A 26,740-nucleotide genomic window follows, 5' to 3' on the forward strand; every position below is an offset into this window, starting at 1 on the left:
CGATTTGGTAACCCGTTTACAGATGACGTTTGCACATAGAGCCAAAAACACATCGCGGAACCGAGAGGGAATAATGTTGAGCAGCTGCCCTGTTAGCTTGGGAAAAGCCGCGAGCCTATTTGACAGACATAAAAAATCCGAAGCCAGAACAACCGGCTTCGGATTTCATCATCCAAGGAGGAGCAATTAATGAGCATTAATTGCTCGGTATGACTCCTATGGCAGATTTTTTATCATCGGCATGGCAGTGATCAGTGGTGATGGCCTTTGCCACCACAACCGCCGCCACCGCAGCAGCCGCCTTTACCCTGACCATCAGCATGGTCGTCACCGTGGTCGTGGCCATGATCGTGACCGTGGCCAGCACCACCACAGCAACCGCCCTGGTCGTGATCGTCATCATGGTCGTGACCATGACCGCCACAGCAGCCGCCGTGATCGTGGTCATGACCGTGATCGTGACCGCAACCACCGGCACCGTGAACGTGGCCGTGGGCCAGCTCTTCGGCAGTGGCAGCGCGCACGTCCTTGATCTCGACCTTGAAGCCCAGGGTCACACCAGCCAGCGGATGGTTGCCATCCACCTTGACGAACTCTTCGGACACTTCAACCACGGTCACCGGACGGTGGCCATCGTCGGTCTCAGCCACAAAAGTATCCCCTTCGGAGACTTCCATGCCGTCGAACAGCTCGCCCGGTACTTCTTGTACCAGCGTCTCGTCATATTCGCCGTAGGCCTGGCTCGGTGCCAGAGTCACTTCGAAGGCTTCACCTACCGCGCGACCTTCCAGCTCGGCTTCCAGGCCAGAGACCAGGTAACGGGTGCCGTGCAGATAGACCAGCGGCTCTTTGCCGACAGTGCTGTCGATGACTTCACCGTGCTCGTCGGTGACTGTGTATTCCAGCGTAACCACGCTCAGAGGAGCTACTTTCATGTCAGGATCCTGCGGATAGAAAAAAACGGGCTCAGAATACCCTAAAAAGCGGGCCGCGCATATGCCGTGCCGCGCCACCGGGTGACGAAAAAAACGGCAACAGCGTCAGCGGGGAGACCCGCATCGCACCAACCATTGACTCATCAGGGACGAAACACCCCGATCACCTCTTCCGCCTCGCGCGTCTGCTTGTCGACTTCGGCCGGCGTTTGTACCTGGGTGTCGCCACAGGCGACGCAGGTCACCTTCTCGACTCCATGCTCCAGATACAGCATCATGTTGTCCAACTTGCCGCACGCCGGGCAGACTGCACCGGCAATGAAGCGTTTTTTACGTCTGGTTTCCATATTTGTTACCTCCAGGCAGCATCATATCAGGGTTTTTACATGCATCACGCCATCGAGTATCACCATTTTTCCTGCCAGGGCCTGCACGCCGGCAACCGCAAACGGACCCCGGTCGGGCAGCTGTTGCGGATCACCCGGGGCGCCGCGCTGCTAAGACTGGGCCAGCATGAGCTGTTATTGCCCGCAGGCAGCAGCTTCTGGCTCTGCGCCGATGCCCTCGCCGCTTTCAGCCCGCTCAGCGGTTGCGATTACGATCAGCTGAATGTCTCCCTGCGCCTTGATCAACCGCAGCAGGCCGGCTGGCTACAGGCCACGCCGCTGCTCGATGCCCTGCTCGATTCGCAGGCCCGGTGGCAGCGACCAAAAGAGTGGCAAGGGGCCTATGGTCAGCGACTGCAGGTGATCCTGGATGAGTTGCAACAGTGCGCCATCAGCCAGCAGGGATACCATGATCTGCAAACTCGCTGGCAAGCCCTGGCCAGTGGCCAGCCAGAGTCTCTGCAACAGTGGGCACAACAGGCCGATGCGCCTGTAGAAGGCCTTGCTCTGCAACAGCAGTGGCAACTGCTGCAGGCGCTCAGACTGCTGAAGGGCGGCAGCAAGCCAGCCCAGGTGGCCAGCAAGCTGGGCTATGCCAATGAGGCCGCGCTGCAAGCTGCCTGTCAGCAGTGGGGCGTTAGCGGGGATGATGGCCAGTAGCCGATTGTCAGCGTGATAACGCCAAGAAAGTCGGTGAAACGAGTCCAGTTTTTTGCCAGATGGTCGCTAACAAGGGAGGGCCATTCCCCCCGTAATCCTTTATGCTAGAGGCCTGAAGTGACTGCCAACGTTTCGACCAACAGGACATCTGCCATGACGAGCAAAGCCAATCAATCCCAGGGCATGTTGCTGTTTCACCTTTCAGCCAAACAATCCTTTGCCATCGGTACCCTCAAGGTGAAGGAGATAGTGCCCTACACCCAGCTGACCGCAATGCCCCACTCGCATCCGACCGTGCTGGGGGCCGCCAATATGCGTGGCTCCACCATTCCAGTGATCGACATGGCGATGGCGGTGGGTTATCGCCCGATCAGCAAGGAGGAGATGCCCCACTGCTTCATCATCATCACCGACTGCCGCCGCACGTTGGTGGGCTTTCTGGTGCGGGGCATCGACAAGATCACCGAGTGCAACTGGCGCGATATCGAGTCACCGCCCGCCGCCCTCGGCCAAAATGTGTTCGTCACCGGTGTGACCCGGGTCAATGACCAGTTGATCCAGTTGCTGGATGTGGAGCTGATCCTCTCCCGGGTCTATCCGGATGACCCGAGCCACCTCTATCCGGTACTGACCGATGTGCAGCGCGAACGGATCAAGCCGATGCGGATCCTGCTGGTCGATGACTCTTCGGTCGCCCGCCGTCAGCTGATGGCGGCGCTGGACTACATCAATATCCCCTATGAAGTCCGCTCCAACGGCAAGGATGCATTGACCCTGATGCAGGAGCGGGCGAGCCAGAAGACCCCCATCGACATTCTGGTGAGCGATATCGAGATGCCGGGGCTTGATGGCTACGAGCTGGCCTTCGAGGTGCAGAGCGACAGCAAGCTGGCAGGGGCCTATATCATCCTGCACACTTCGCTCTCCAGCGAGATCAGCGTGGAGCGGGCCCATCAGGTGGGTGCCCACGAGGCGCTGACCAAGTTCGAGGCCAACGAGCTGATCCAGGCCATGCTGCGCGGTGCCGAGCATCACGATCATTTGCAACAATAAGCCAATGACTGGCGGGAGGTGCACACATCCCGCCCTCCTTATCTTCGACCCAGACCGACTGACCCCATGCTGACCGAGAGCCACTTCCACGCCCCCTGGTGGGCCCGCAATCCTCATCTGCAGACCATATTGCCCAAATGGCTGCGCCGCACCCCTGCCCGCTTTGTGGCGGAGCGGTTTGAACTGCAGGATGGGGACTTTGTCGATCTCGCCTGGAGCGGGGAAGTGAGCCTTGACGAGCGGCCACTGATAGTGGTGTTTCACGGGCTGGAGGGGAGCATTCACTCCCACTATGCCAAGGGATTGTTCGCCCATCTGCAACGAGAGGGCCGGGAGGCGGTGCTGATGCACTTTCGCGGTTGCAGCGGCGAGCCCAATCGCCATCTGCAGGCCTATCACTCCGGCGCCATCGGTGATGCGCAGGAGGTGATTGCCGCGCTGAGCCTGCGCTTCCCGGGCAAGCCACTGATCGCCATCGGCTTTTCGCTCGGCGGCAATATGCTGGTCAATCTGCTGGCCCGCGCCTGTCCTGCGGCACTGAAAGCTGCGGTGGTGGTCTCTGCTCCGCTGCAACTGGCGAGCTGCGCCGAGCGGGTCAATCAGGGTTTCTCGAAGGTCTATCAGAACTATCTGCTGCGCACCATGCGCCGCAACCTGCTCAGCAAGATCAGCCACCAGCAGCAAGCGAGTGAACGCTGGCAACCCAGACAAGTGGAGCAGATTGCCACCCTGCGTGATTTTGACGAGCAAGTCACCGCACCCTTGCACGGCTTTCACAGCGCCAGCCACTACTACCAGAGCTGCTCCGGTCTGCCGCTGCTGCGCCAGATCCCGATCCCGACCCTGGTCATTCACGCCGCCGACGATCCCTTTATGTCACACGCCGTCATCCCCCGGCCGGAGCAGCTCTCGCCCAAGGTACGCTATGAGCTGAGCCAGCGCGGCGGCCATGTCGGCTTTTTGCACGGCACACCCTGGCGGCCAAGGTTCTGGCTGGACGAACGGATCAGTCGCTGGCTGGATGAGTGTCTGCAGGGGCAATACGATAGCAGTTGCGCCCTTCGGCCTTAGCCCGATAGAGCGCCTCATCGGCACGGGCGATGACCCGGTCGAGAGATTCACCGCTTTTCCACAAGGCGATCCCCTGACTCACGGTGACATGGGCTGCCACGCTGGACTCGGCGTGGGGCAACGCCTGACGCGCCAATGCCGCCGCCACACGCTGGGCCACCGTCTCGGCGATAGCCAGCGTAGCCTTGGGCAATAACAGCACAAACTCCTCACCGCCGTAACGGGCCACCAGATCACCCTGATTACGCACCACCTCACGCAAGCATCCGGCAACGCTCACCAGCACCTCGTCGCCCCGTTGATGGCCATAGCAATCGTTCAGCTTCTTGAAAAAATCCACATCGAGCAGGATCACCGCAAAGGAGTGATCCTGCAGCATCGCCTGTTTGATCGCCAGCTCCCCCACCTGATTGAAGTAGCGGCGATTGGCCAACCCGGTCAGCGGATCCTGCTTGGCCTGACCATCCAGCCGGCACGCCAGCGCCAGATTTTCGTACTCTCTGGCCACCGCCAGCACAAACCACCCATAGAGCATGCGCCGTCCCGTCTCCAGCAACAGTGCCAACCCGATCACCAGCAATAAATGCATGAGCATAAAGGGAACCTCTACCGTCAGAGGGGCGCTCAGCAGATAGAGCCAGGGGGGCGCCATAAAGCAGTAACAGAGGCTCTTTTCGCAATAGAGGGCGATCAGGGAGGTCATCAGCAGCAGGCTGAGGGACATGAAGGCGAGACTGAAGCCGCCCTTCATCTCGGTGACGGCGGTGGCATAACCCACCAGCGCCCAACAGGAGCCCCAAAACAGCGCATAGCCCTGCAGTACGCGCAACCACTCTCGACCGGGCTTGCACAGTAACCACCAGCGCAACAGTGGGTAGAGAATATTGCCAGCCATCATGGCCCACAGTTGCCACTCGTAACGCCAGGGCAACCGGTTATCCATGATCAGCTCGGCATGCTGGTAAACGTAAAAACGGACCAGCAGCAGCAGGCAGCCAAGCAGATTGGCCACCCAGAACCAGCGGATCCCCTGACTCAATGCCTGCCGGCGAATGCTCCAGAGATGGTCGTCAAAATCGGCAGCGTGCGGACGAGAACCGACAGAAAACATCTCAGGCCGTCCCCGGAATCATACAAATACCTTGCGCTTGATGGTCACAGATAGACAATAGCGACATTGCAGCTAAGACAACTTCAATCATGATCATTCCCTGGCAAGAACTGGACAGCGACACCCTGACCAACCTGATCGAACACTTTGTGTTACAGGAAGGAACCGAGTACGGGGAGCAGGATGTGCCGCTCGGCGTCAAAGTAGACGCAGTAAAAACGCAATTACAGCAAGGCAAGGCAGTCATCGTCTATAGCGAGCTGCACGAATCGGTGAATATCGTGATGAAAGATCGCTTCGTCGAACCGTCTTGACCAAACCGAAATTCTGACCTTATAACGGAACTCCCAAGGAAGAGAGAATCCCATGTCGGCCAAGCACCCCATTATTGCCGTTACCGGTTCGTCCGGTGCCGGCACCTCCACCTCCACCAACGCCTTTCGCTCCATGTTCCATCAACTGGGATATACCGCGGCGGTGGTGGAAGGCGACAGTTTTCACCGCTACACCCGACCGGAAATGGATGTAGCGATCCGCAAGGCGCGCGAACAGGGGCGCCACATCAGCTATTTTGGCCCGGAGGCCAATGACTTCGGCCTGCTGGAGAGCTTTTTCCAGGGCTATGGCCAGGATGGCAATGGCCAGTATCGCCGTTACCTGCACAGCTTTGACGAGGCGGTGCCCTTCAACCAGATGCCCGGCACCTTCACCCCCTGGCAGCATCTGCCCAACAATACCGATCTGCTGTTTTATGAAGGGCTGCACGGCGGCGTGGTCACCGAGGATCACAATGTGGCACGCCACGTGGATTTTCTGATAGGCGTAGTGCCCATCGTCAACCTGGAGTGGATCCAGAAGCTGATCCGCGATACCTCGGAGCGAGGGCATTCACGCGAAGCGGTGACCGACTCCATCGTTCGCTCCATGGATGACTACATCAACTTCATCACCCCGCAGTTCTCGCGCACCCATATCAACTTCCAGCGGGTGCCGACGGTGGACACCTCCAACCCCTTCAGTGCCAAGGTGATCCCGAGTCTGGACGAGAGTATGCTGGTGATCCGGTTTCGCGGTATCAAGCAGGTGGACTTCCCCTACCTGCTGTCGATGATCGATGGCTCATTCATGTCGCGGATGAACACCATAGTAGTGCCGGGCGGCAAAATGGGTTTTGCGATGGAGCTGATCCTGCGCCCGCTCATCCAGCAGTTGCTCGAAACCGGCAAAATAACCTGATTCAAAGGAGTTCACGATGCGGCTTGCTTATCTCTCTGTGGCTCTGCTCGCCCTGCTGGGCGGTTGCAGCAGCGGGCCGGCGGCCCCCACGCTCGAATCCGGCACCATGCTGGTTCGCCCGCTTGGCACTTGGACCTATGGCGCAACCCCGCGCTACGCCCTGGCCGAGCAGTATCAATTCGCCGGTGAGCTGGCGGAAGGATGGCTGGAGCCGATGCAGCAGGCGGTGAGCCGGGAGCTCAATGGCAAGGGGTGGCAAAGCGCACCGCTCGACGAGGCGGATCTGTGGGTCGCCATCGGCGTCGCAGGCGGCAAGGATATCAGCGACGGCGAGATTTTCGCGCGCCTCGGCATGACGCCGGGGGTCTATGCCTCGGCCAACGAACGCAAAGGTTCGCTGGCCATCGTGCTGCTCGATCGCAAAACCCAGAAAGCGGTCTGGAGCAGCATCATCCAGCTGACCAGCGATGTGAGCATTGCCGACAGCCAGCGTCAGGCGCTCAGCCAGCAGCTCGCCGCCGAACTGCTTCATAGCGTCCCGACCAACTAACGCTTGTTTAGTGATAATGGATAGATAGAAAAACGGCTTGCCTCCCGGCAAGCCGTTTTTTGTACTGTCAACCTCTTGACCCAAGCTGGCGCAGGCCAGATTCGGGGGACACTGCCGCACACCGTCAGACCTGTGTAGCCACTTATTTGAGGGTGCAGGTCAGCAGGGTAACCCCTTTCTGGGTGAGCAGTCCTTGCTTGTCCTGATTCCAGAAGGTGGTCACACCGTCTGAATATTTGGCGCCGGACTCAGCCTCGACGCGGCCCAGCTTGTGGTAAACCCCGGCATAGGGGAACTGCACCATGTCAGCCTGGGCATCATAGGTGATGGCCAGCATCTCTTCGCCACACTGGTACTGGCTGTATTGATACTGGGTAGGCTGTGGACTGCTGCAAGCAGCCAGACCCAGCAGGGGAAGCAGAGCGATCAATTTTTTCATTGCACTTTCCTTATGTGGTGGCCTTATGTAATGACCTTGTGCCGTGGCCTGAGGTGATGGCCTTATGGCAGGGGTTCAACGAAACAATCGTCAGTTATCAAGCTTCAACAATTTGATAACTATGGGTAATTTGTACCGCTTTTTCCAACATCAGGGAAACAGAACAATATTTTTCCATCGACAGATCCACCGCTCTGGCTACCTGCTTCTCTGCCAATCCCTTGCCTGTCACCACAAAGTGCAGATTAATCTTCTCGAAAACCCGCGGCACGCTATCGACCCGCTCGCCCCTGACGTCGACATGACATGCAGTCACCGACTGGCGCGCTTTCTCGAGGATAGAGACCACATCGATAGAACTGCAGCCGCCGACTGCCAGCAGGATCATCTCCATCGGGCTGGCGCCCTCACCGGGGTTGGCACCATCCAGGATCACCTTGTGACCGGATTCACTCTCACCCACAAACTTCATTCCTTCCACCCAGCTGACCCTGGCTTTCATCTCACGCGTCCTCAGTTGTTGTCGCCATAGTATGATCTGCCTAGCATACCCCAGCCATCGGACTAGCGGCATATCTCGATGCGCAGACCCTGCGGGGAAGCGACTGTCGGGATGGAAATAGATCAAAATCAACATCTCCGAGCGCTATCTTCCCTAGAATGGCCGCAGCGGCGCAGCAGGCATTACTCAAAGGGCTCTTTCAAAAGCCCGCAAAGCCTTGTCAGCACAGGCAAAGGCTCTTATCCTACTGCGACCAATACAAGGAATGGCAAGATTGGCAACTTGCCCGGACGCACAAGTCCATAAAAAGACACTACAGAGGAATTCTCATGGTCATTGGCAAACCGCAAAGCGATCCCACCCTGGAATGGTTCTTGTCGCACTGCCACATTCATAAGTATCCCGCCAAGAGCACCCTGATCCATGCGGGTGAAAAAGCGGAGACCCTCTACTACATCGTCAAGGGCACGGTGGCCGTCTTGATCAAGGACGATGAGGGCAAAGAGATGATCCTCTCCTATCTCAATCAGGGCGACTTCCTGGGCGAGATGGGGATGTTCGAAGAGAACGAGAATCCCGAGCGCTCCGCCTGGGTTCGCGCCAAAGGATCCTGCGAAGTCGCAGAGATCTCCTACAAGAAGTTCCGCCAGCTGATCCAGGTCAACCCGGACATTCTGCTGCGCCTCTCTGGCCAGATGGCCAAGCGCCTGCAGCACACCAGCCAGAAAGTGGGTAACCTCGCCTTCCTGGATGTGACCGGCCGGATCGCCCAGACCCTGCTCAACCTGGCCAAACAGCCGGATGCCATGACCCACCCGGATGGCATGCAGATCAAGATCACCCGCCAGGAGATCGGCCAGATCGTCGGCTGCTCCCGTGAAACCGTGGGCCGCATCCTCAAGATGCTGGAAGAGCAGGAGCTCATCTCTGCTCACGGCAAGACCATTGTGGTATTTGGCACTCGCTGATGACCCGTCCACGGGCCTGACAGAGGCCTTGGGATAAAAAAGGCTGCTACGGCAGCCTTTTTTGATCCTCTCCCCTATAATCCCGAACGCCCTTCCTGTTTCGGCGTTCGCCAAGAGAGTTTCTATGCACCTTCAATGTCCCCGTTGCCGCAGTCCGCTCCACCTCCATGAGGCATCTAAGGGCCGCTATTGCGACAACAAGCATCACTTCGATCCGGCACCGGAAGGTTATCTGGATCTCATCCCCGGCAAGAAGAATCCCAAAGACAGCGACAGCCGTGCCCTGATGCGCGCCAAGCACCACTTTCTGGAAGCTGGCCACCAACTGCCGCTGGTCGAGGCCATGGCCGCCCTGCTCTCTCCGCTAGCCCCGCAAGAGCTGATCCATCTTGGGTGCGGTGAAGGCTACTACTGCCGTGCGCTGGCAGCGCGTCTGCCCGGCTGGCAATTTGCTGGTGTTGATATCGCCAAGAACACCATCTTTGCCGCCAAAAAAGCGCAGCCGGACGGCCAGTTTGTCATTGCCGACCCCGCCCGCGCACCGCTGCAGCCGGGCTCGGCTCAGGTGCTGCTGGTCAATGATCTCAAGGTAAGAAGCGAATTGCTGGCAGAGTGGCTGGCCCCCGGTGGCTATCTGCTCTATCTGCAGCCGGGCCCCCGTCATCAGTGGCAACTGCGGGTCAGCCTCAACCCGGTGAGCATGGAACACCCCCTCAGCTGGCCGACCCTCGGTGGCCTTAATCAGGTGGCCCAACAACGCTGTCAGTTCAGCCTCAGCATGGATCACGCCATGCGCAGCTTTATTCTGGAGACCAGCCGCCTTGGCTGGCGCGCCACCGGTGAGCAGCGTCACGCTTTCGCTCAACAGGGCCCGGATGAGCTGGAACAGGATCTGCTGCTGACCCTGTGGCAAAAACCGCTCTGATAGTGTTCAAAACGGCAGTGTTTTATACAAACACTGCCTTTTTTCTGTCTGCAGTTAAAAACTAATCACTTGATTTTGAACAATAAAAGTACCAATCACCCGCCCGCCCCCAATAATGACAATACAGTCATCAACAAGTAACCCGCCGCTGATTCAGCTCCAGTCAAGGTTAACCGCTCTACCTTGTCCCCATCGGTTCAATCCCGATCAAACTAACAAAGACCGGAACAGGTCCAAGTGTTTACATCAGAGGAATAAAGCATATGAAGAAGTCTGCACTGACTATTGCCATCTCCAGCCTGCTGCTGGCGAGCGGCGCTCATGCCGCTACCGTTTACAACCAGAACGATACCAAGCTGGATATCGGTGGCCGTGCTCAGGGTATGTACTACGGCACTGATGACAACGGTTCCGAAGGTGACCAGAGCTACTTCCGTGTAAACATGCGCGGCGAGACCAAGATTGCTCCCGAGATGAAGGCATTCGGTTTTGCCGAGTACAACCTGCCGACCTCCGGTTCTGACAACGACGAACTGCGTTACGCTTACGCAGGCATCAAGCACGACCGTTTCGGCGCATTCAGCTACGGTCGTCAGGATGGTCTGTTCCGCATCGTGAACGACTACACCGACGTACTGCCCGAGTGGGGCGGTGACGGCCTGGGCAAAGGCACCGAAGTATTCGGTACCGGCCGTACCAACGGTCTGGCCCAGTACCTGTACACCTACAACGGTCTGACCCTGGGTGCCCAGTTCACCGGTAACAACGATCCGCAGAATGCTGGCCGTAGTGCAATCACCAAATCTTTCAACGGCAACACCTACAACGGCGAAAGCTGGAACAGCAAAGGTTCAGCTGAAGGCTTCGCGGTAGCTGCCTCCTATGACTTCGATATGGGTCTGGGTCTGTCTGCTGCCTATAACCAGGCTGGCAAGACCGATGAGCAAGCTCGCTATGCTGCCTTCGGTGGCGACCAGGATGCCAAGCTGATGGGCTTTGGTGCCAAGTATGCTGTGGGTGACCTTTACCTGGCGGCGACCTACTCCCACGGTGAGAACCACATGTACATCGGAAATGGCTTTAACGGTTATGCCGAGAAGCACGACGGTTACGAAGCCGTGGCCCAGTACACCCTCGGCAAGTTCAAGCCATCTCTGGCTTACCTGCGCACTGATGTAAAAGACACTGCTCACGGTATCGATGATACCTACACCGAGTACGTATCTATCGGTGCCTGGTACAACTTCACCGACAACTTCAACGCCTACGTTGACTACAAAGTCAACCTGCTGGATTCCGTTGCTGACTCTACCAGCAAGCTGGGTCAGAACACTGACGACGTAGTTGGTGTGGCTCTGCAGTACAACTTCTAAGTAATTGGAAGTCAGTTATACCCTGTGATACCAATGTCTACTGTTTGAATTACTTCCGGCCGCTCTGCGGCCGGTTTTTTTATTGCGCCTTTTCAACGCCTTGAATATAACTATCGAGCAGATTGAGGGCGATATCAGCTCTGTTGCAGGGAATGCCAAAGGAGAGATGCAAGGATGGGACAAGCAGACCGGAACACAGGCTGGCAATGCGGGTGGTTGCTGTTACCACTGCTGTTAATATCGCTCATCTGGAGCAGCACCGCAGATGCCAGCTGGGATCAGAGCCTCTATCGCCAGCTGGGTCTGGCAGGCAAGCTGGACAAACAGACCTTTCGCCAAGCCCTCAACAGTTATCAAACCGTGCGCCACAAGCGTAAAGCCATTCTCACCATCATCGATTACAGCAAGCCCTCTACCCAGCGCAGGCTGTTTGTCATCGATATGAAACGCCACAAGCTGCTCTATCACACCTGGGTCAGCCATGGCCGCAACTCCGGTGAACTGGCCGCAGAACGCTTTTCCAACCAGCTCAACTCCCGGCAAAGCTCCCTCGGTGTCTATCGCACCGCAGAAACCTATCTGGGCAAGCATGGCTACTCCCTGCGGCTGGACGGGCTCAGCCCCGGCAAGAACAGCAATGCCCGCAAACGCGCCATTGTGGTGCATGGCGCCACTTATGCCAGCCCGACTCATTTGCGCAAATATGACAAGCTGGGCCGCAGCTGGGGTTGCCCGGCCCTGCCCAAGGAGCAGGCCAGAGCCATCATAGATACCATCAAGGGGGGCAGCGTCATCTACGCCCACGGTTAGCTGGCACGGCAGCAGAAAACGCAAGGCCAGCAATCGCTGGCCTTGTTTGTTACGCTTTTCACGCTAAACGGGGCGCGTTATTGGCGCACCACCAGTACCGGGCAGGGTGCATGACGCACCACAGATTCAGCGACACTGCCTACTAGCAGATGGCTGATGCCGGAGCGACCGTGACTGCCCATCACGATCAGCTCCACCTCATCATCCTTGGCTTGAATCACGATCTCGTCGGCGGCGCGGCCAAAGCGAATATCAAAGGTGGCAGGGATCGGCAGCGTCGCCACCAGCTCTTTGAGCTGGGCTTTGGCCTGACGCTCCATCTCGTGGGTGATCTCGACCGCCGTCATATGCAGGATTTTGTAGCTGTCAAAACCGTGCAGTTGATCGACCACGTGGATCAGCTTGAGCTGGGCCTGATGGCTCTGCGCCATGAATACGGCATAGTCGAGTACCGCACGGGACATTTGGGAAAAATCGACCGGACAGAGCAGCGTTTTGATCGATGGCATAATGCAGTCTCCTCTCCTGATTGGGGCACTATTGAATCTTTTCATGATCATAACAACCCGACCGAAAATAACCCTCGACCCTGTCGCAAAATGGAGATGCGAGAATTTTTCTACGTCCTGTCACGATCAATGCCATGGTATAAAGTAGGGTATCCGTTTTCCCTTTGCCCCAACGAGACCAGCGCTGACCATGTTACGCATCTGTCTGTTACTCTGTTGTTTGTGCACGGTGGTTAATTGCCGGGCAGATTCTATTGAGGTTTATTGCGATGACTGGCCCGGCTTTTGCCAACAAGATGGCAAAGGCATTTATCTCGATCTGGTTCGCGCCATCTACCAACCCCACGGTTATCAGGTAACCCCCCATATCGTACCCTATAAACGAGCTCTCGCTGTGATTGCCAAAAAAGGAGGCGATATGGCGATGGGGGTATACCGCGATGAAGTCACCGGTGTCCGACAACCGCGCTATCCCGCATCAGCGGATGACCTGACCGTGTTCATGCTCAAAAAATGGCAGTCCAAGTGGCAGGGAGAAAAAAGCCTGCAGGGACAATCTGTGGTATGGCGACGGGGCTGGGCATTCGACAAATACATTGCAGTCACCATGCAGTGGCATGAAATCGATAGCGATGAGATGGCTCTGCAACTGCTCGGCAAAGAGCGCTATCGCTATTACCTGACTGCCGGCGTGCTCTATGCAAATGACGACATTCCCCCCAACCTGCATCGCGCCTTCCTGCGCTGGATCCCGACCTACCCCATCTTTGCCGACACACCCCAGGGCAACCGGATGTTACAACTCTGGGATAAGGGGATGGTTGAGTTGATCCGTAGCGGGACTCTGGCTGACATCTATAAGCACTATCAGCTCTATGACTACTACCAAGGGTTTATCAGGGAACTGGAACAGAAAGCCGCCGCCAACCCGACACCTGAATGATAGCCCTGAGCTAATTACCCCCCCCTCATCCTCTTCGCCAAGCGATCATAGAGGATCACATTGACCGAAGCGGCCAGATTCATGCAGCCTTGAGTCGGCACATAGACCACATCTTTCACCGCCCCGTAGAGCGCGGGATCGAGCGTGCCATCCTCCGGCCCGAAGATATAAAAGGCGCGCTCCGGGTGGACATAGTCGGGGAGCGGCGTGGCGCCGTCGATCAGATCGACCACCACGGGCACGCATCCCTGCGGGATAAACGCCATCAAGTCATCCACCCCGAGCAGCGGGATCTTCTCCACCATCTGCTTGGTATCGGTGGCAAAGCGGCGCGCCAGCTCGAAGCGGTTGCCGGTGTAGTAGACCTCGTCCACCCCGTAGCAGCCCGCAGCCCGCATCACGGAGCCGACATTTTCCGGGGATTTGGGATTGACCAGCCCCACGCAGCAGAATGCACTCTTTTTCATCATCTCTCCTCCTCTTGCGGCGGCCATTATAAGCCGCGGCGGGGTCACCGACCCGTTAAAAGTACCTCGCCAGGCTCAACGACTCGTCGCTCCATCACGGATGTAGATTTTTTGTGCGCAACCCGACAGATTTTGTACAAACCGATAGCTGGCAAACGTTTATCTGAAATAATAGACAAACGTTTGTAAATGGATGTTTGTCTATGACTGAGCGTGAACAAGAGATCCTCGCCCTGCTGCGTCAGGATCCCATGATTGCCCAGCAGGATCTGGCCGATCGCCTTGGCATCAGCCGCTCCGCGCTGGCCAGCCACATCTCCAGCCTGATCCGGCAGGGATATGTGCAAGGCAGAGGTTATGTACTGCGTGAGGGCCCCTACGTGGTGGTGATCGGCGGTGCCAATATGGATATTTGCGGCACCAGCCACGACAACCTGCTGCTCGGCGACTCCAACCCGGGCAAGGTGCGCACCTCGGCGGGCGGTGTCGGCCGCAATATCGCCGAGAATCTGGCGCGGCTCGGCAGCGATACCCGGCTGCTGACCGCGGTCGGCAACGATCAGTATGGCCACCATCTATTGGAGGTGAGCCAGCGGGCCGGTGTCGATGTGCGCCAGACCCTGGTGCTCGATGGCCACACCACCTCCTGCTACCTCAGCCTGCATGACGGCAGCGGCGAAATGAGCTGCGCCATCAACGACATGGCCATTATCGAGCAGCTCACCCCTGCCCGCCTGACCCCGCTCGGCGGCTTTCTCGGCGGTGCCCGGCTCTGGGTACTCGACACCAACCTGGCCATCCACACCCTCGACTGGCTGTTCGAGCGACAGGGGGAGCACGCCATCTTTGTCGATACCGTTTCGGTGGCCAAGGTGGAGAAGATCCGCCCCTGGCTCGGCAAGATCCACACCCTCAAGCCCAATCGCAGCGAAGCAGAGCAGCTGTGCGGCATGACCATCGCCGGGCCCGAAACCTGGCCCATGGTAGCCGCCTGGTTCCACCGTGCCGGGGTCAAGCGGCTGTTCCTCAGCCTAGGTGAGCAGGGGATCTTCTACAGCGATGGCGAGCAGCAGGGCCACCTGCCGGTGCTGGGCAGTCCGGTGCTCAATGTGACTGGCGGCGGGGATGCCTTTATGGCCGGACTCGCCCACGCCTGGCTGCAACAGCTCGACATTGCCCAGACCACCCGCTTTGCCCTGGGCTGCGCCGCCCTCACCGTCAATTGTTCCGATACCGTTTTTTCCGGTCTGAGCAAGACCGCCGTTGACCGCATACTGGAGGAGTACTCATGCTGAACGCTTACCTCGATATCCAACCGGAAGTGGCTGCCGCGCTGGCCGCAGGCAAACCGGTCGTCGCCCTCGAATCCACCATCATCTCCCATGGCATGCCCTATCCGCAGAACGTGGAGACGGCCCGTCAGGTGGAGCAGGTAGTGCGCGATAACGGCGCCATCCCTGCCACCATCGCCATCCTCGACGGCCGCCTCAAGGTGGGTCTCGATGCGGGTGCGCTGGAAGCGCTCGGCCGGGCTGGTCACGACGTAACCAAGTGCAGCCGCCGCGACATTCCGTTCGTACTGGCGCGCAAGGGGATGGGCGCCACCACGGTCGCCTCCACCATGATCATCGCCGCCATGGCGGGGATCCGGGTCTTTGCCACCGGTGGTATCGGCGGGGTACATCGCGGCGCACAGGAGACCTTCGATATCTCGGCCGACCTGCAGGAGCTGGCCCAGACGCCGGTGGCCGTAGTCTGCGCCGGCGCCAAGTCGATCCTCGATATCGGGCTGACCCTGGAGTATCTGGAGACGCAAGGGGTGCCAGTGATTGGCTATCAAACAGGCGAGCTGCCCGCCTTCTACACCCGCGAGAGCGGCTTCAAGGTCGATTATCGCCTCGATACCCCGGCGGCCATCGCCGAGGCGCTGCGCCTCAAGTGGGAGCTGGGACTGGCGGGCGGCGCCGTGGTGGCCAATCCCATCCCGACCGCACACGCCATGCCGAAAGCCGATATCGACGCAGCCATTGCCCAAGCGCTGCGTGAAGCGGATGAGCAGGGGATCAAGGGCAAGGCGTCAACCCCCTTCCTGCTGGCCCGCGTCTGCGAGCTGACCGGCGGCAACTCGCTGGCGGCCAACATCCAGCTGGTACTGAACAACGCGGCGCTCGGCGCCCGCATCGCCGCCAGTCTGTGATCGCACGCCGATACCTCGCCATGTAAAAGAGGGCCTGACGGCCCTCTTGTTGTTTCTGCAATCTGCAGCACTGTGTTATTGCAGTACCACGCGCCCATTGAGGGGTTGCACCGGCCGGTTGTTGGGGTGGTGCATCACCGCCTTGAAGGCGTCTATCTGGGCCTGACTGACCTCGACCGGCTGCTTCATCACTAGCCAGCGCACCCCTTCCGAGCAGGGAGGCGTGGTGAGAGAGCCGCTGAAGCGATAGTAGTCACGATTCTCGGGCAGCAGTTGCTCCGCAGCGACCGGCGCCTTGAGGGTGTGAATCTCCCCCACCTTGGCAGGTAATGCACTCCAGGCTGCCGCCAGCGCCGGATTGGCCTTGCCAGCTTCGAACATCACCGCTACCACGGCGATCTCGCCCTTGTCACTGACGTGCACCAGATGCCCTTCCAGCGGATAGGATTTGCCCTCGATAAGGTTTTCACTCGGGGCGTGGAAGTGGAATTGCTTGAGCTCAAACGTGGTGCCATCGAGTTGCAAGGTGCTGCCCGGGGCATAACCGACCTGCACGGTGTGACCGTTGTTGACCACGGTCTTGCCACCTGCCTGATAGTGGAGCGCCAATGGTGCCAGCTTGGCCTCAACCAACCCGTTCAGATCGACCGGCGACTGGTTGCTGCCCGCACACTGACCAAACTCCGGGGTCAGCTTGGCCCAGTGAGCAGGCCCCGCCTCACCGCTATATTCCCAATGAGGGGTGGCAGCAAACACGGCAGGGCACAGCAACAGGGAGCAGGCCAACAGAGACTTTCTCATCATACATCCTTATCTTGATTGAAAAGCACGACCATCCCCTCCCCGCGATCACGGTACATGCAGGGATGGCATATCTGATATGCGGGATACAGAGCATCAGAGCGACTTTCTAATGGTAACGAGCACGGGCTGGTCAATCGGTTTGACCGCCACTCAATACAGAGTCGTTTGGCAAGTACATGGTGAGGGATCGGCAGAGACTGTGGAAGCGGGTGAATTAATCAGCCTGTCAGCCACTCATCGTCAGGCTGACGCGGGTCAAGGTACAGGGTTTCACGCTTTCATAACAACCATCCATCACAACCATCGCGGGAGTCCGGGCTCCCGCGATGGTTGCCGATAACGGCAATTAACGGTCGCGATTCAACGCGATCAGACGATCAAGGATCGCTTCACCATCGGCACGCAAACCGTTGTGCTCATACTCATTGGTGATCCAGGCGCGACTGTTGCCAAGACCACGCAGAGTTTCGCGACTGTAGTCAAACTCCACATACATATCCTCGGCATAAACGGCGCATGCTACCGGCACCTGGTTGCGGGCCAGCTGGGCCGGGTCATAGAGCGCCCCCCAGTCCGCCTTGTTTGCCAGCAGATGGGCCGCCTCTTTCAGGGGCAGCAACTCGCGGTACTGCTCGAACATCCAGGGGTAAACCATCTCGCCGGTGAAGGCGAAATCCTTGCCGGGTGCCCAGTTCACCGCAGGAAACTCCCCTCTGACCCGATCCGCCGCCCAGCGAATCGCCTCCCCTTCGGCGTAGATAGCCTCGTGCAGAATGGCAAACAGCGGGTTGCTATTGAATGGCTGCATGCTCTGCACCTGATAGAGAAAGGCCGGGCTCAGCTTGTCACCGATAAAGGCCTCCTCCAGCAGGTAATAAAGCTCCTCGAAAGCCCCCGTAGCGCCGAGATCCAGCCCTTGCTGCTGGAACTGCTCCACCGTCAGGCGCTGGCCGTTGGGCAGCCGCACATCGTGCTGGTGCAGATGGTTGGCCAGCCGGTTGGCAATCCCCTGAGCGTGGGGGAAGCGGGCGAAGAAAGCACGGTTCTTGTCGGCCACCCGCTGATAGGTAGCACGGTAAACCTCCTCGGCGCTGCGGCCAATCGGCGCGATGCCGCCGGTGATATAGACCTCCCGCAGGCTATCGGGGAAGAGCGAGAGATAAGTCAGGCAGCAAAAACCACCAAAGCTTTGCCCCAGCAGGCTCCAGCGATGCTTGGGACTGAGCTCCAGCCGGATGAACTCGGCATCTTGCACTATGCTGTCGGCGCGAAAATGGCTGAGATACTCCGCCTGCTCGGTCGGTGTCATTTTGGCCAGAATATGCCCATGGATGGGGCTCGACATCCCGGTGCCACGCTGATCCAGCAGCAGCACTCTGAACTCCTGCAACGCCCGCTTGAGCCAACCACTATTGGCCGTCGGGCGCGGCGCCCCGAAACCGGGACCGCCCTGCAAAAAGAGCAGCCAGGGGAGCGTGTCATCGAGTTTGTCTTTGCGGCAGAGGGTGCGGGCAAACAGGGTAATGCTGTCACCATCCGGCTCATCATGATCGAGGGGAACGGTAAAAAAGTGCGGCTCGCAATGAATGCCGTCCAGTACATAGCTCAAGGGGCTGTTCATCTGGGATCTCTCCGTCAGGATGGGAACATCATTGACCCCATCATATCCTCGCCCAGCCACAGGGTCACTCCGGTTTTCCAAAATGTTAACAATGGCTTAAAGGTCGAAACATCACCAGACAAGCCGCTCTTCAACGGTGCTGAATTAATTGTTTTGCGGGGGAGATTGACGCCATGGAGCCATTCAACAAAGATGGCTCGCCTGCACAGGAGTGCAGCCACTCAGGCCGACAAAATGGATAAGGGAATGTGATGAAACCGAAGTGGATCAGGGCCAGAAAAAGAGAGAAGAAACCATGCCCTGGCAGCATGTTGCAGACCGGAATGCTGCTGTTCAGTGCCACCTGTGGCGCGACGCTCTTTTTGGCCGCATGCAACAGCAACTAGAAATGAAAAAGCCCGCTCGATTGAGCGGGCTTTTCGAATTTGGCTCCTCCTACTGGACTTGAACCAGTGACATACGGATTAACAGTCCGCCGTTCTACCGACTGAACTAAGGAGGAATTATGGTGCCCAGAGACGGAATCGAACCGCCGACACGGGGATTTTCAATCCCCTGCTCTACCGACTGAGCTATCTGGGCAACGGCGCGCATTAAACCCTTTCTGGACTGGGGTGTCAACCTTGCAGCCCCAGTTTCTGGCATGTTTTTGCATAGGGTGAACCAAGTGGCGAGATAGTGTGCAAGGAGTCCCTGACTCCACACCGGGATCCGGTTGTCGGCAGGTGCTTCTATCGAGGTTTTTTCCCTTTATAGAATTACCTTTTCGCTCTCTCACACATTCGGTTCCTCCAACAAGTCAGCCCATTTTCTGTCAAAAAACGGATGAACTAACCTGCATGTTTTTTGTGCGCTGAAAAGTTACCAGAAATTGACCAGACAGGGTTTGCTGTGTCGCTGCCTCTGTACCTCCGGTCGTCAGCTCCTCAGCGTCCCTGTGAAGAAGAGAATTGATGGTGTTTCGGCGGGGGAACTCAAATTTATCGTGATCAAAGTCACAAAATAGAATCTTGGTCACACCTTACAAAAGGGCTCAATCGACGAGCTTTTTCGGGGTGGCAAATCACGATCCCCCCAGCAAATCAGGCGAGTTTGCTATGAGATGCAAAAGTCGCTCTCCAGAAGGCGACCTGATGTTCGCCTCTGAATCGCCCTCTCCAGACGGCCTTTAGAGCCTTCACACATAAAAAAATGCATTAAATATCAATGCGAAGCTCATTTTTTGAGCGGTTGTTCTTTGGCTATGAAAATGCAAAATGCCTCCCATAACCGTCAATCCCGGCGGTTATGGTTAGAGAGGTAGTTGTGAGCAGCGAAGTGTCAACGCCAACTGCTAAAAGTAGGCAGGAGTCGTGTGGAGAACACGTCTCCAAACAAAAAGAGGTAAAAGACGAGTTCGTACCTAGGCTCATATGGATTACTTATAAATCTGGTACCAAGGTCGGCTACTTCGATACGCACAGAAAAAAGCATCGTCGGAAAAGGATTGCGAGCACCAGTGAGGCTAGCCTCAAAGTGATACGCGACAAAGCACGTAAACTGTTGGCGGAGTTCATCATTGATCCAGATGGATTCGAGCAAACCTATTACGCTAGTTTATCGGTAGAGCGCTTCATTTATGATGATTACCTACCCGCAGTGCAGGAAACTCATCTTTCTATCAGGACTATTAAGTCCCGTATAAAGCCAATCGTTGCAGCCTTAGGGCACAAGCCACTGAACCGTGTCAACCGTGATGACATCGAGCGCTTTCAAGCGGAGCAAGCTAAAACCAAATCTGTTGCTACGGTGAATCGCTACCTAGCGCAGATTAAGGCTATTGCGACCTTCGCAGTGGAGCGTGGCATACTCAAATCGTCGCCTGCAGCAGGTATACCCGCCAAATACGAGCCTGTCCTGCCTCCCAAGGGCTTACCCGATGAGGCAGTCAATAAGCTGGTCGCTCGCTTGATGGAAGACATTGACGAAGAAAAGGCTCGTCTGTTGCTCTTCCTGTTTGCAACTGGCTCCCGTATGGGAGAGGCAAGAGCTCTAAAGCTGCAAGATTGCGATCTCAATCGACAAATAGCGTACCTACCTACCAGTAAGTCTGGTCGGGAAAGGTTAATACCGCTTAATCAATTCGCGCTGGAGTTAATTCGACTTCAACTCCAGCGCCATGGCACGACTGGTCTGCTGTTTCGAGGCCAGGACTGTGTCTCTCAAATTTCAGAACCACGTCGGTATTGGTACCGAGTCTGCAATGATTGTGGGCTATCAGAGGTACGCATCCACGACGCGAGACATTCAGTCGCTACCTCACTGCTGAACAAGGGCTGTTCGCTCGATGTACTGCAGAAAGTCCTAGGCCACAGCTCGCCTAGAATGACCGAACGCTATGCCAGGTTTTATGACGCGACTTTGGTCAAGGCCGTCGACGCACTTCACACCGTATGGGACCTCCCCAACCTCCCCTGCTAACCAACTTTAGGAGATGGGGGAAGGAGATTCCCCCATTAAGAATTATGCATGAACCATTAAAAAATAGTGATGGCACTCTAAAACGTTTTCTCCGTCATCCACCCAATCAGGTACGTAGACCGACGCGTCCTAGCCAGGAGGCATCAGCGCCAGAATCGCACCCTGCAGTCGCTCCTGACTCGCTGCCGTTACTGGTGGAGAAAACGAACCTTGATGCACACCATGGTGATGCTCATCGAGCGAATATTGCCCCCGATGCTGTGAGCCCATTGTCCGAACAGCACGAATGTTGTCAGCCATATCCTGACAATGAGACTCAATATGAATCTTTTGTTCGGCGTGAGCTTCTTATGCTGGATCGATGTTTAGCAGAAAACAGGTTGTACAACGAGGGGCGTTGCTCGGTTGTCTCTGATGGGACTGTGTGTGACCCAGATGGCGTGGTGCTTTCCAGATCTGAGCCGGAGATGAAAAAACCGGTTCATTCGAAACTTATTCCTGATGGCTTTGCGATGTCCCCGTGGGGGAAATTGGCTAGCGATCATGGCAAGCCAAAAACGATACTCGGTAAGCCATTGCTGCCGGTATCAATACTCCGGGCTGACAGTACAGACATCAGTGGTGTTCGTTTCATGTATCTGGATGAGCGGAAGCAATGCCAGCGCATCGACCTATTATTCGATAGGGTGATTCAGGACTACAAAACAGTGAGGGCTGCGCTATATCGAGCGGGGATTGAATGCCCAGGTGCACGGGAGGAGGGGCTGCTGTCATACATGTCCGCCAGCACCAGTATCCAAGACATCAGCGTGGTCCATCAGCATCTGCAAGCGGGGTTTGTTAGCGAACATCCCTGCTATGTCTGGGTAGGGCGGTCAATTTACAAAGCAGGCTATAGTGGTCCTCAGCACGAGCTGCTGTCCGCGCCTGGTGAGCATGACGCTATCCACTCGAAAGGAACGCTGCAGGGTTGGCAAAAGAAAATTGCGTTGTCTGTCAAAGAGTCACCAACCATGCTCGTTGCAATCATGGCAAATCTATCCAATGTATTCATGAAGTTATCAAATACAGGGACCATGATTTTTCACTTCTATGGTGCAAGCTCTTGTGGCAAAACGACGCTTCTACAAGTGGGGCAGAGTGTGTCAGGCGTGGCATCTGACCCAAGTGCGGGCCCCGCAACGGCGATTGTGAAGTGGGACGGAACATCTGCTGGGTTCAAAGGCATGTTTCAACAACGAACTGGCATTGGCATTTGTTTGGATGAACTGGGCTCATTGTCTAGTAACGATCCGCTTCAGTTTGCCTATTCGGTGACGGGTGGACAGTCGAGAGTACTTGGCAATTTGAAGGGCACAGGTAATAGGAGTCCATTGGCATCGAATGTTTGTGCTCCCTCTTCGGGGGAGGAATCCTTCAAGGAACTGCTAGAGCGGAGCAAGGCGGGCACTAAAGGGGGGATATTCGTCAGACTGCTGGATATTGAGATGATGGCGGAGGATGTCGCGCTGGCGGGTGAGAGCCTTGAGCTGACTCGTCGCCGGGTGAATGGCTTAAAAGCTGCAACCTCTCAGTACTACGGTACGGCGATGCCTGCATATATTCAGGCTCTGTTGAATATGCCAGACATCAATACCCCTGCTGATTTAGCGGTTATCTTTGCTGCTAAGCGTGAAGAGTGCCAAGAGTGGCTGATGAGTCGCTCGGGATTAGAAACCCCTCCGCCTCTTGCTGATCGTGGTGCTGGTTGCTTCGCAAACGTCATGGCAGCGGGGCGATTGGCCGTTGAGCTAGGTATTCTGCCGTTTGATGTGGCGTATGCAGATAATGCAGTTTTGGTATGCTTCCGACGGTGGCTCATGTCGATGGAAGGCATCATGGATGATGTCACCAGAGGAGCATTGCAGTTTATGGGTAAGGTGGCCAAGAACCAACATAAACTGCATCAAGGACGGATCGCTCTCGTGACAAAAGAGTTCTGGGGGTTCACCGAAAACGGTAGATGTTACATTCGCAAGGCCGACTTTGATGATCTAGTGGTAACCAACCGCGTAAAGGTCGTTAAGTGGTTGTATGAAAACAACTATATTGAACGATATGCAAAAGATCGCTATGTCAAAAACTTCACCATAGGCGATGCGGATGTTCCTTGCTATTCGTTCGACTTGAATAAGTTGTTTAGTGGTGATTCGCATTCCTTGCAGCCCTCAAACGATGGTGGAGTGTGTGAGACGGAGTCATCAGCAGCATCCGAACCTCCTGCTCCGAGTTTCACCCGCCGCGCGACGAGCGAGACGGGGTGCGTGATGGTTGAGTCCTCACCAGACATGCCAGGGATATCGGTGGAAGTCGAAAAATTCTAAAAAATGAAAAGGGGCCAGTTCGCACTGGCCCCTTTGCTTTTATGGGATCCGGTGGCAAAAGCAGGCAGCAAGGGGAGGAACGTTTTAGCAGGCCGAGAAGGCCAGGATGATCTTGTTGCGGGGGTTTGGAGGGCGGCGCAGCCAAAACGGCTAATTGGGTCACTAAACCGCGATACAGGTGCCTAGCCATGCGGGGATTACCCCGGTATTGCTCACTGGTGTGATCTCAGCCGGTGCTGTCGAACGGTCCCAAAAAAAGAGGCCAGTAGAACTGGCCGCTTTGTCGTTACGAGCGTTTCGTGGCAGATATCGCTCACAGGAGTCAACTAATGACCAACTAACATGTACGCGTTGACGTTATCGATACACTTCATATCCGGCAGGAACGCGGTCTTCATTATCGACTTCCTCTCGGGACTCACCGATCACCCGGTTCACCCGATCCCAGAAAGCCTGGCCATCCGTTTCGGTCAGGCCGTATTCCTGCTTCACCTCGCGCTTTGCGGTGGACTCTTTCATCTGGATCATTTTACTCATGCATCACTCCTTGGATTGCTACTGCTTGATGGTTGACGACAATGCAGAACAGCGGCGACAGGTGGTGTCGCGGCATGTCAGGCGCTGTCGCCAGATGTATAAACTGGGATCTTTGTCACAAATGGGTCAGGGTGGAGCCTGACTCATCAGGGTCAATAAATGGCGTAAATCACGGACGATCTGCTCATGGATAAAACCGGGCGAGATCACGGTGAGCCCCGGCATCCAGGATTTGATGACAGGCAGAATTTGATTGGCATCGAGTACGCGACTGCTCAATAACAGCGCACCGTCATCTAGGGTTTTGACAATCTCTTGCTCGGGCAGCAACGGGCGATGCTGAAAGTTGATGGCGATAGAGGCACTGGCTTTGAGTAGCACCTCAATCATGCCGGAGCGCCAGAGTGTCGGATCGGTATCTATTTGCCGCTGAATCAGCGCATCACGGGTAAAGGTCTGTTGCGATAGCTCAACCAGTGCGATGGAGCTTAGCGGATAGGCTTGCAACCGCCCCTCGCTGACGCCGACCAAATGCCAGGTTCCCTTGTAATTGACGAGCTGATAGGGGCTAAACAGTTGCTTGCGCTGGTCTTTGGTGATGAGCCAGCATTGCAGATGCTGGGTCAGTGCCTGCTCTAATACCGGTAACTGGTGACTCAGTGAGTCGGTAGACTGGACATCGAACCCCTTGATGGCGAAGAGGCTTGGGTTGCCTCTGTCCAGCAGCTGACCCAGACGATGTTCACTGGCGTGGGGGAACAGATCTGTGATGCCAAGCTGCTCGGCCAGTTTTCGCACCTTTCCGTCGTTCTTGTGATTGAGGAACCCTGGGTCCAGCCAGTATTGCTGGTTGCGGTGTTCTATCGGTAGATAACTGAGGCGTTGATTGAAATCCCGCTGCAGGGTGCGCACGGTGACGTTGTACTCGGTGGCCAGATCACTCAGGTGCAGCTTCTCACCGCTGTAGAGGCGGGTGAGGAGCATACCGAGGCGCTGAGCAATCTTGTCGTGTTCGTGCATACCATCTAGCAAGGGGAATAACCGTGTCGCGGATTATCCAAACAGGCCGCGACACGGCGTGACGAATTGGATTGCAGGCAGTTTTTCGCAAAACCCATCATCGGCGATGGTTTTTTGTCATCAGTAGAGGGGTTTTGTTATCAACCGGCGAGAAGCGGTTGAGCGGGCCAGAAAGACCCGTTCGGTGAGGTTGTGGCAGTTGGTGGAGGGAGTTAGCGAAAACTGGTTCTCAGGTGACTCAATAACGATAAGCGGTATCTGACTTGATTGTCAGACACCGTTGTTATGTCGGCATATTGTCACTTATGTACGCAAACACGGGCCTTACCTGCGTTCTTGGCTTCGTACATCGCAGAGTCAGCTTGGCTAATCAGTTGATCGGCATTGATTATATCGTCAGCATGATGGATTGCTATGCCGATACTGGCACTGATAACAGCTGTTGTTGAATCGAGTTGTATCGGCTGTTGGATGGCCTCCAATATCTTCTGCGCCAGCATATTGACATCGGGAGTCCCGTGCTTAGTGTTCTCCAACACGATCGTAAATTCGTCACCGCCTAAACGTACTGCTGTATCCGTTTGTCTAATGTTTTCCTGTAAGCGAGTTCCTATGACACGTAATACGGAATCGCCGGCATCATGACCGTGTGTATCGTTGATTTGCTTGAAGCCATCAAGGTCGATATAAAGTAACGCTAAAGATGTCTGAGTCCGCTTGGCGCGGGCTATTGCTGCTGGCAACAAGTTGAACATACCACGCCGGTTATACAATCCAGTTAGCGCGTCGTGAGTGGCTTCGAATTCGTGGATTGCCTCGGCCTTTTTTCGCTCGGTGATATCATGCAGGAACGCACTAAAAATTGTTTTCCCATCAATAAATAAAGGGCTAATTCGGACCTCAACAGGTAAGGTCATGCCATCGCGGCGTACCGCTGTCAGCTCGTTATGTTGATTGAGGACATGGTGCTTACCGGTAGCCAGATAGCATGCCAACCCTGCACGATGAGCCTCACGCATTGAGGCCGGGATGATCGTTTCATCCAGTGGGCGGCCAATCACCTCTTCGCGGCTCCAACCGAAGGTATGCTCTGCTTGTTGATTCCAGTCGCGGATCACACCGTGGTGATCAATGCATACGTAAGCATCGTTCGCGTTTTGGAGCACCATTTGCAATTCAGCTTCGCGTCTACGTAATTCCTGCTCAAACCGAAGCTGCTGAGCAATAGAGGCGGACAGCATTTCATTAGCTAATTTTAGGTCTCTGGTTCTTGTTTCTACTCGGCTATCCAAGTCCTTACGTAACTCAGCCAAGGACGCCTCTGCTTCCTTTTGCTCCTGTACATTTTTGATAATTGAAATGAAATACTCTAACTCACCGTTGTTACTCAATTTTTTGGTGACTATCAGCTGTATCCAAACAGAACGTCCTGATTTAGTGATGTAACGTTTTTCCAGCTGATAGTGGTCGATATCATTATTAATTAATTGCTGTAACAGGGATAAGTCAGTATCTAAATCGTCTGGGTGGGTTATATCCTGAAATGTGAGCTTGAGAAGCTCATCTTGGCTGTAACCGACAATTTGGCATAACGCATCGTTGACGCGCAGCCATCCGCCGTCTGGCGCAACCATCGCAATACCTATGCCTGCACGTTCAAAGATAGTCCTAAAACGCGCTTCGATATCCTCCATGGCTTGTATGGCTTGCTCGGAACGCGCATCAGGGCGGGATCGCACTTTGTTAATGAAATTTGAACAGGCAGATCGTCTGTGATCTAATCGCGTCTCCATGCAGGAG

The 26,740-nt window shown here is 56.1% G+C and carries 27 protein-coding genes and 2 tRNA genes; 15 read left to right on the forward strand and 14 right to left on the reverse strand.

Annotated elements, in window-relative coordinates:
- Positions 1-251 precede the first annotated feature (251 nt).
- Together slyD and OKC27_RS02795 are read right to left on the reverse strand one after the other, a co-directional pair.
- Positions 252-935, reverse strand: coding sequence for a peptidylprolyl isomerase (slyD, locus tag OKC27_RS02790; protein WP_058052998.1), 684 nt, complete (start codon positions 933-935; stop codon positions 252-254).
- A gap of 143 nt (positions 936-1,078) precedes the next feature.
- Positions 1,079-1,282, reverse strand: coding sequence for a YheV family putative zinc ribbon protein (locus OKC27_RS02795; protein ID WP_005335287.1), 204 nt, complete (start codon positions 1,280-1,282; stop codon positions 1,079-1,081).
- Positions 1,283-1,321: 39 nt separating this feature from the next.
- On the opposite strand from OKC27_RS02795, the gene OKC27_RS02800 reads away from it, so the two are divergent.
- The 3 genes from OKC27_RS02800 to OKC27_RS02810 all read left to right on the forward strand — a co-directional run bounded on the left by OKC27_RS02800 (position 1,322) and on the right by OKC27_RS02810 (position 4,105).
- Positions 1,322-1,981 carry a hypothetical protein gene (locus OKC27_RS02800; RefSeq protein ID WP_075114031.1) on the forward strand — a complete coding sequence of 220 codons (660 nt, stop codon included), beginning with the start codon at positions 1,322-1,324 and terminating at the stop codon, positions 1,979-1,981.
- 153 nt (positions 1,982-2,134) lie between these two features.
- Positions 2,135-3,034 (forward strand): chemotaxis protein, encoded by a 900-nt coding sequence (locus OKC27_RS02805; RefSeq protein WP_042658491.1) that lies wholly within the window; start codon positions 2,135-2,137, stop codon positions 3,032-3,034.
- Between the two features lie 66 nt (positions 3,035-3,100).
- Positions 3,101-4,105 carry a hydrolase gene (locus OKC27_RS02810; protein WP_075114030.1) on the forward strand — a complete coding sequence of 335 codons (1,005 nt, stop codon included), beginning with the start codon at positions 3,101-3,103 and terminating at the stop codon, positions 4,103-4,105.
- Here the strand turns inward: OKC27_RS02810 and OKC27_RS02815 are convergent.
- Positions 4,041-5,216, reverse strand: coding sequence for a sensor domain-containing diguanylate cyclase (locus OKC27_RS02815; RefSeq protein WP_075114029.1), 1,176 nt, complete (start codon positions 5,214-5,216; stop codon positions 4,041-4,043). The two genes, OKC27_RS02810 and OKC27_RS02815, sit on opposite strands and share 65 nt — an antisense overlap.
- An 89-nt stretch (positions 5,217-5,305) precedes the next feature.
- Between OKC27_RS02815 and OKC27_RS02820 the strand changes: the two genes are divergently transcribed.
- The 3 genes from OKC27_RS02820 to OKC27_RS02830 are packed head-to-tail and all read left to right on the forward strand — an operon-like array spanning position 5,306 to position 7,002.
- The gene (locus OKC27_RS02820) at positions 5,306-5,530 is read left to right on the forward strand and encodes a YheU family protein (RefSeq protein ID WP_075114028.1); all 225 of its coding nucleotides are present in this window, start codon (positions 5,306-5,308) and stop codon (positions 5,528-5,530) included.
- A gap of 52 nt (positions 5,531-5,582) precedes the next feature.
- Positions 5,583-6,452, forward strand: a complete 870-nt coding sequence (locus tag OKC27_RS02825) for a phosphoribulokinase (RefSeq protein ID WP_075114027.1) — start codon at positions 5,583-5,585, stop codon at positions 6,450-6,452.
- A gap of 16 nt (positions 6,453-6,468) precedes the next feature.
- The gene (locus OKC27_RS02830) at positions 6,469-7,002 is read left to right on the forward strand and encodes a DUF4136 domain-containing protein (protein WP_042060890.1); all 534 of its coding nucleotides are present in this window, start codon (positions 6,469-6,471) and stop codon (positions 7,000-7,002) included.
- Positions 7,003-7,144: 142 nt separating this feature from the next.
- Here the strand turns inward: OKC27_RS02830 and OKC27_RS02835 are convergent, their stop codons facing one another.
- Entirely contained in the window at positions 7,145-7,441 is a 297-nt protein-coding gene (locus tag OKC27_RS02835) for an MliC family protein (protein WP_042060888.1), read from the reverse strand.
- Between the two features lie 97 nt (positions 7,442-7,538).
- Complete coding sequence (locus tag OKC27_RS02840) at positions 7,539-7,943, reverse strand: OsmC family protein (protein WP_182938127.1); 405 nt, start codon at positions 7,941-7,943, stop codon at positions 7,539-7,541.
- A gap of 329 nt (positions 7,944-8,272) precedes the next feature.
- On the opposite strand from OKC27_RS02840, the gene crp reads away from it, so the two are divergent.
- The 4 genes from crp (at position 8,273) to OKC27_RS02860 (ending at position 12,019) form a co-directional block, all read left to right on the forward strand.
- Positions 8,273-8,911 (forward strand): cAMP-activated global transcriptional regulator CRP, encoded by a 639-nt coding sequence (gene crp / locus OKC27_RS02845; protein WP_033135974.1) that lies wholly within the window; start codon positions 8,273-8,275, stop codon positions 8,909-8,911.
- 124 nt (positions 8,912-9,035) lie between these two features.
- A complete protein-coding gene (locus OKC27_RS02850; protein ID WP_182938128.1) occupies positions 9,036-9,836 on the forward strand; it encodes a putative RNA methyltransferase in 801 nt (266 codons plus the stop codon).
- Between the two features lie 263 nt (positions 9,837-10,099).
- Positions 10,100-11,209 carry a porin gene (locus OKC27_RS02855; protein WP_182938129.1) on the forward strand — a complete coding sequence of 370 codons (1,110 nt, stop codon included), beginning with the start codon at positions 10,100-10,102 and terminating at the stop codon, positions 11,207-11,209.
- 174 nt (positions 11,210-11,383) lie between these two features.
- Positions 11,384-12,019: a murein L,D-transpeptidase catalytic domain family protein gene (locus tag OKC27_RS02860; RefSeq protein WP_182938130.1), complete on the forward strand. Its 636-nt coding sequence runs from the start codon at positions 11,384-11,386 to the stop codon at positions 12,017-12,019.
- 77 nt (positions 12,020-12,096) lie between these two features.
- Here the strand turns inward: OKC27_RS02860 and OKC27_RS02865 are convergent, their stop codons facing one another.
- On the reverse strand, positions 12,097-12,528 hold the full coding sequence (locus OKC27_RS02865; RefSeq protein WP_042060878.1) for a universal stress protein: 432 nt from the start codon (positions 12,526-12,528) through the stop codon (positions 12,097-12,099).
- Positions 12,529-12,718: 190 nt separating this feature from the next.
- Between OKC27_RS02865 and OKC27_RS02870 the strand changes: the two genes are divergently transcribed.
- Positions 12,719-13,471 (forward strand): substrate-binding periplasmic protein, encoded by a 753-nt coding sequence (locus OKC27_RS02870; RefSeq protein ID WP_182938131.1) that lies wholly within the window; start codon positions 12,719-12,721, stop codon positions 13,469-13,471.
- 14 nt (positions 13,472-13,485) lie between these two features.
- On the opposite strand, the gene OKC27_RS02875 is transcribed toward OKC27_RS02870, so the two are convergent.
- A complete protein-coding gene (locus OKC27_RS02875; RefSeq protein WP_182939786.1) occupies positions 13,486-13,938 on the reverse strand; it encodes an RNA methyltransferase in 453 nt (150 codons plus the stop codon).
- Between the two features lie 203 nt (positions 13,939-14,141).
- Between OKC27_RS02875 and OKC27_RS02880 the strand changes: the two genes are divergently transcribed.
- Together OKC27_RS02880 and OKC27_RS02885 are read left to right on the forward strand one after the other, a co-directional pair.
- The gene (locus OKC27_RS02880; protein WP_182938132.1) at positions 14,142-15,233 is read left to right on the forward strand and encodes a PfkB family carbohydrate kinase; all 1,092 of its coding nucleotides are present in this window, start codon (positions 14,142-14,144) and stop codon (positions 15,231-15,233) included.
- Positions 15,227-16,135, forward strand: a complete 909-nt coding sequence (locus OKC27_RS02885) for a pseudouridine-5'-phosphate glycosidase (protein WP_182932891.1) — start codon at positions 15,227-15,229, stop codon at positions 16,133-16,135. The genes OKC27_RS02880 and OKC27_RS02885 overlap by 7 nt, the downstream gene beginning before the upstream one ends.
- Positions 16,136-16,210: 75 nt before the next feature.
- On the opposite strand, the gene OKC27_RS02890 is transcribed toward OKC27_RS02885, so the two are convergent.
- The 4 genes from OKC27_RS02890 to OKC27_RS02905 form a co-directional block, all read right to left on the reverse strand.
- The gene (locus OKC27_RS02890; RefSeq protein WP_182939787.1) at positions 16,211-16,936 is read right to left on the reverse strand and encodes a carbonic anhydrase; all 726 of its coding nucleotides are present in this window, start codon (positions 16,934-16,936) and stop codon (positions 16,211-16,213) included.
- A 349-nt stretch (positions 16,937-17,285) separates the two neighbouring features.
- Positions 17,286-18,560 (reverse strand): alpha/beta fold hydrolase, encoded by a 1,275-nt coding sequence (locus tag OKC27_RS02895; protein ID WP_182938133.1) that lies wholly within the window; start codon positions 18,558-18,560, stop codon positions 17,286-17,288.
- Positions 18,561-18,986: 426 nt separating this feature from the next.
- Positions 18,987-19,062 (reverse strand) — tRNA-Asn (locus OKC27_RS02900).
- Positions 19,063-19,066: 4 nt separating this feature from the next.
- Positions 19,067-19,142: transfer RNA gene (locus tag OKC27_RS02905), tRNA-Phe, on the reverse strand.
- A gap of 723 nt (positions 19,143-19,865) precedes the next feature.
- On the opposite strand from OKC27_RS02905, the gene OKC27_RS02910 reads away from it, so the two are divergent.
- A complete protein-coding gene (locus tag OKC27_RS02910) occupies positions 19,866-21,020 on the forward strand; it encodes a tyrosine-type recombinase/integrase (RefSeq protein ID WP_190283747.1) in 1,155 nt (384 codons plus the stop codon).
- Between the two features lie 467 nt (positions 21,021-21,487).
- The gene (locus OKC27_RS02915; RefSeq protein WP_190283746.1) at positions 21,488-23,383 is read left to right on the forward strand and encodes a DUF927 domain-containing protein; all 1,896 of its coding nucleotides are present in this window, start codon (positions 21,488-21,490) and stop codon (positions 23,381-23,383) included.
- A gap of 357 nt (positions 23,384-23,740) precedes the next feature.
- Here the strand turns inward: OKC27_RS02915 and OKC27_RS02920 are convergent, their stop codons facing one another.
- The 3 genes from OKC27_RS02920 to OKC27_RS02930 all read right to left on the reverse strand — a co-directional run bounded on the left by OKC27_RS02920 (position 23,741) and on the right by OKC27_RS02930 (position 26,733).
- Positions 23,741-23,920, reverse strand: coding sequence for a hypothetical protein (locus tag OKC27_RS02920; protein WP_029304370.1), 180 nt, complete (start codon positions 23,918-23,920; stop codon positions 23,741-23,743).
- Positions 23,921-24,046: 126 nt separating this feature from the next.
- The gene (locus tag OKC27_RS02925) at positions 24,047-24,940 is read right to left on the reverse strand and encodes a helix-turn-helix transcriptional regulator (protein WP_069785080.1); all 894 of its coding nucleotides are present in this window, start codon (positions 24,938-24,940) and stop codon (positions 24,047-24,049) included.
- 299 nt (positions 24,941-25,239) lie between these two features.
- A complete protein-coding gene (locus OKC27_RS02930; protein WP_270805920.1) occupies positions 25,240-26,733 on the reverse strand; it encodes a PAS domain S-box protein in 1,494 nt (497 codons plus the stop codon).
- Positions 26,734-26,740: the final 7 nt, after the last annotated feature.

The organism is Aeromonas sp. QDB62 (genome assembly GCF_027705695.1).
Classification (GTDB): domain Bacteria; phylum Pseudomonadota; class Gammaproteobacteria; order Enterobacterales; family Aeromonadaceae; genus Aeromonas; species Aeromonas allosaccharophila.